The sequence below is a fragment of the Brevibacterium sp. SIMBA_078 genome, assembly GCF_046534565.1.
GTDB lineage: Bacteria > Actinomycetota > Actinomycetes > Actinomycetales > Brevibacteriaceae > Brevibacterium.
This window is the reverse complement of sequence record NZ_JAWRYQ010000299.1, coordinates 1-264: the sequence shown is the minus strand read 5'-3', so window position 1 is coordinate 264 and position 264 is coordinate 1. Positions and strand designations below refer to the sequence as shown.

Genomic DNA, 264 nt, shown 5'->3' with positions numbered 1-264 from the left:
AGTAATTCGTGAAAAAAGCACTAGTAATAGGTAACAGTAGTTATCGGATAGATAAAGAAAAATTAAAGAACCCAATTAATGATGCAAAAAAAATGGAAAGCATCCTAACTTATAAAGGCTTTAATGTTACGTTAACTTCTGATTTAAATGAAAAAGATCTAGATGGTGTTTTTAATAAGTTTGTTGATAATGTTAACGAAGGCGATGATGTAATATTTTTCTTTGCAGGTCATGGAATAGAAGATAGAGACACCAATTACTTAC

1 protein-coding gene is annotated in these 264 nt (G+C 29.2%); it reads left to right on the top strand.

The genetic code is table 11. From position 1 onward, the window contains the following. Positions 1-8: 8 nt before the first annotated feature. Positions 9-264, top strand: a 256-nt coding sequence (locus SB749_RS19800; RefSeq protein WP_410711812.1) for a caspase domain-containing protein, incomplete at its 3' end; no start/stop codon positions are given.